The organism is Moorena sp. SIO1G6 (assembly GCF_010672795.1).
Lineage (GTDB): Bacteria > Cyanobacteriota > Cyanobacteriia > Cyanobacteriales > Coleofasciculaceae > Moorena > Moorena producens.
In genome coordinates, this window is record NZ_JAAHFZ010000140.1 from 1 (window position 1) to 2,928 (window position 2,928).

General features: G+C 45.8%; 4 protein-coding genes. 2 read left to right on the top strand and 2 right to left on the bottom strand.

Annotated elements, in window-relative coordinates:
- Positions 1–417: 417 nt before the first annotated feature.
- Positions 418–687 (bottom strand): hypothetical protein, encoded by a 270-nt coding sequence (locus F6K63_RS36480; RefSeq protein WP_287314958.1) that lies wholly within the window; start codon positions 685–687, stop codon positions 418–420.
- A gap of 38 nt (positions 688–725) precedes the next feature.
- On the opposite strand from F6K63_RS36480, the gene F6K63_RS36485 reads away from it, so the two are divergent.
- Positions 726–2,030, top strand: coding sequence for a nif11-class peptide radical SAM maturase 3 (locus F6K63_RS36485; protein WP_287314959.1), 1,305 nt, complete (start codon positions 726–728; stop codon positions 2,028–2,030).
- Positions 2,031–2,273: 243 nt separating this feature from the next.
- Positions 2,274–2,441, top strand: a complete 168-nt coding sequence (locus tag F6K63_RS36490; RefSeq protein WP_287253328.1) for a hypothetical protein — start codon at positions 2,274–2,276, stop codon at positions 2,439–2,441.
- A gap of 142 nt (positions 2,442–2,583) precedes the next feature.
- Here F6K63_RS36490 and F6K63_RS36495 read toward each other — a convergent pair whose 3' ends face one another.
- Positions 2,584–2,715 carry a hypothetical protein gene (locus F6K63_RS36495; protein WP_287253327.1) on the bottom strand — a complete coding sequence of 44 codons (132 nt, stop codon included), beginning with the start codon at positions 2,713–2,715 and terminating at the stop codon, positions 2,584–2,586.
- Positions 2,716–2,928 lie beyond the last annotated feature (213 nt).

Genomic DNA, 2,928 nt, shown 5'->3' on the forward strand with positions numbered 1-2,928 from the left:
GATGGCAGTACATCAAAGTTGTCACCAATACATCCATGGGAGCAGACCGAAAGGCCAGGATATCCAGGAGCCGTATGAGGGGAAACCTTCACGTACGGATTTGAAGGAGAGGTGCTCCCCTTAATAGCAGGGTAAGCGCAAGAAAAAATTGCCCATAATGTGCATTGGCTGGATATCGGTTGATCGTGGCTCGAAACCCCTATAATCTCGTAGAACTTGATTCTCAATAGAGTTTAATAGTTGAGAATGAACCCAGTTTTTTCTCAATAAGCTACAGCTTATTGATTCTTGCGCTTACCCTGCCCTTAATAGGGGACATCGACTCTAATCAAGCGATCGCATTGTATGGCGCTTCCATACCTCCTGATCAAATTGGTTACATTTCAAAAGACGCGAACACAGACAATATTTCATAGTCTACGGAGTCGGGAATCGGGAATCGGGAATCGGGTGTCGGGTGTCGGGTGTCGGGTGTCGGGTGTCGGGTGTCGGGTGTCGGGTGTCGGGTGTCGGGTGTCGGGTGTCGGGGTAAGACGAAAATTTACTGTACCTCTTTAGTAAGATAAACGCTATAAAAATGTTTCCTATCTCCCTATTTCCCCATCTCGCCATCTCCCTATCTCCCCAAACTTCCCACACTCTTACCCCTCTTGCCTCTTGCCTCTTGCCTTTTGCCTTTTCCTGCAATTCGTGTGTTTACAACCTAGATACAAACGTGCTTAGTTATGACTTATCGCCGAATTAGTTATGCGGTTTGGGAAATTACTCTAAAATGCAACCTAGCTTGTCAGCACTGTGGTTCTCGTGCTGGTCATACACGAGCAAAAGAACTTTCTACAGAGGAAGCTCTCGATTTGGTCAGACAGATGGCGGAAGTCGGGATTACAGAAGTCACCTTAATTGGCGGTGAAGCCTTTTTACGTCCGGACTGGCTAGAGATTGCCAAAGCCATTACCGATGCAGGAATGGTGTGTGGTATGACCACTGGTGGCTTTGGGATTAGTTTAGACACAGCCCGCCGGATGAAAGAAGCTGGAATTCGGGTAGTTTCCGTTTCTGTGGATGGCTTAGAAGCAACCCACGACCGCCTACGGGGGAGAAAGGGTTCTTGGCAATGGGCATTTAAGACCATGAGCCATCTCAAAGAAGCCGGTATTCCTTTCGGCTGCAATACCCAAATCAATCGCCTCAGCGCACCAGAATTTCCCCAGATTTACCAGCTGCTTCGGGATGCAGGAATCTTCGCCTGGCAGATTCAGTTAACTGTACCCATGGGCAATGCTGCTGACAATTATGACATTCTGCTCCAACCCTATGAATTGCTGGATTTATATCCCATGATTGCTCGTGTGGTTGAGCGGGCTTATAGCGAAGGGGTGAAAGTACAGGCTGGAAATAATATCGGCTATTACGGTCCCTACGAGCGACTACTGCGAGGGCGAGGAGATAGCAATGCCTGGACATTTTGGCAGGGATGCCAAGCTGGACTCTCTACCTTGGGCATTGAAGCCGATGGTGCGATCAAAGGTTGCCCATCTTTACCGACTTCAGCTTACACCGGAGGTAATATCCGAGACCACTCCCTGGGGACAATTATTGAAGAAACCGAAGAATTGCGGTTTAACCTAGGAGCCGATACTCCCAAAGGGACATCCCATCTGTGGGGCTTCTGCAAGACTTGCGAATTTGCTGAACTATGTCGCGGTGGTTGCTCTTGGACTGCTCATGTGTTCTTTGACCGCAGAGGGAATAATCCTTACTGTCACCATCGGGCGTTAACCCAAGCATCTCAAGGAATTCGAGAGCGAGTTGTGCCTAAAGTAAAAGCCCAAGGACTTCCCTTTGATAACGGTGAATTTGAAATTATTGAAGAGCCAATAAACACTCCTTGGCCAAACAATGATCCCCTCCACTTTAGTGCTGATCGCATTCAATGGTCAGGGGATTTTTTACGGAGCAGGGAGCAGGGAGTCGGGAGTCGGGAGTCGGGAGTCGGGAGTCGGGAGTCGGGAGTCGGGAGTCGGGAATAGGGAATAAATCCTGTGTACCTCATTACTATGAGAAACGCTATAGACTTGGCCGCAGTTGTCGGTAATATCTCAATTTAACTAAGCTCTTGCACTATAAAAAACAACTTAATATCTGAAATAATAACAATAAATTTCAGTACTGAAAGAATCAAATATTATTATTTTTATCTGTTCCATGTTCCCTGTTCCCTACTCACTTTTTAGTTCAATTCTATGTTAAATCTATAAAAAATCTATACCACTATGCAGGATCAAACTAACTCATTAGAACCATCCATTGATAACTCCCAGACTCCAGGAGAATCTCTTCCCACCTTGTTACCTCGAACAGCATGGACTAGTAATTTAGCTTATTGGAGAGTTCTTTTGAAAGCCAAGATTGCTTTAGATAAAATTGATAAATGTCAATAATCATAGCCATAAATTTGGTAATTTAATTTTAAAATATAGCGTTTTAAATACTTATTAGGTACACAGGATTTTTGGCGTTGCTGAATCAAGGAATGAATGCGCGATCATGTGGTTTTGTTAAAGCCCCCGTGGGTCCCCATCTTTAAAAAAGCGAAGCATCCGCTAATTCCCCCCAAGCGAGCAATCCCTCGCTTGGGGGGTTAGGGGGGCGGGGGACTTTGAGAGTTTTGTTCCCCCGCCGGTGCGCTTTCCGTTGGCGAATTAAATTCGCCACGGGTCGCACCGCAAAATTGGGGGGCTAGGGCGTGTTTTCAAAGTTTTCCGCAAGATTATGATCCCCCCCAGCCCCCCTTAAAAAAGCTATGCTTTATAAACATCTTTCTTAACATAAAACTTGACAAAAAGAGTCAAGTGTGTGTTCTTGCTAGAATCGCCTCTGGCATCTATTATCACAAATATGGAACAATGGATATTGAAAGAGCTAGGA

Bases quoted from the DNA above. Each gene is read 5' to 3' on its own strand.
- F6K63_RS36490 (WP_287253328.1), top strand. From the start codon at position 2,274: ATGCAGGATCAAACTAACTCATTAGAACCATCCATTGATAACTCCCAG.
- F6K63_RS36485 (WP_287314959.1), top strand. From the start codon at position 726: ATGACTTATCGCCGAATTAGTTATGCGGTTTGGGAAATTACTCTAAAA.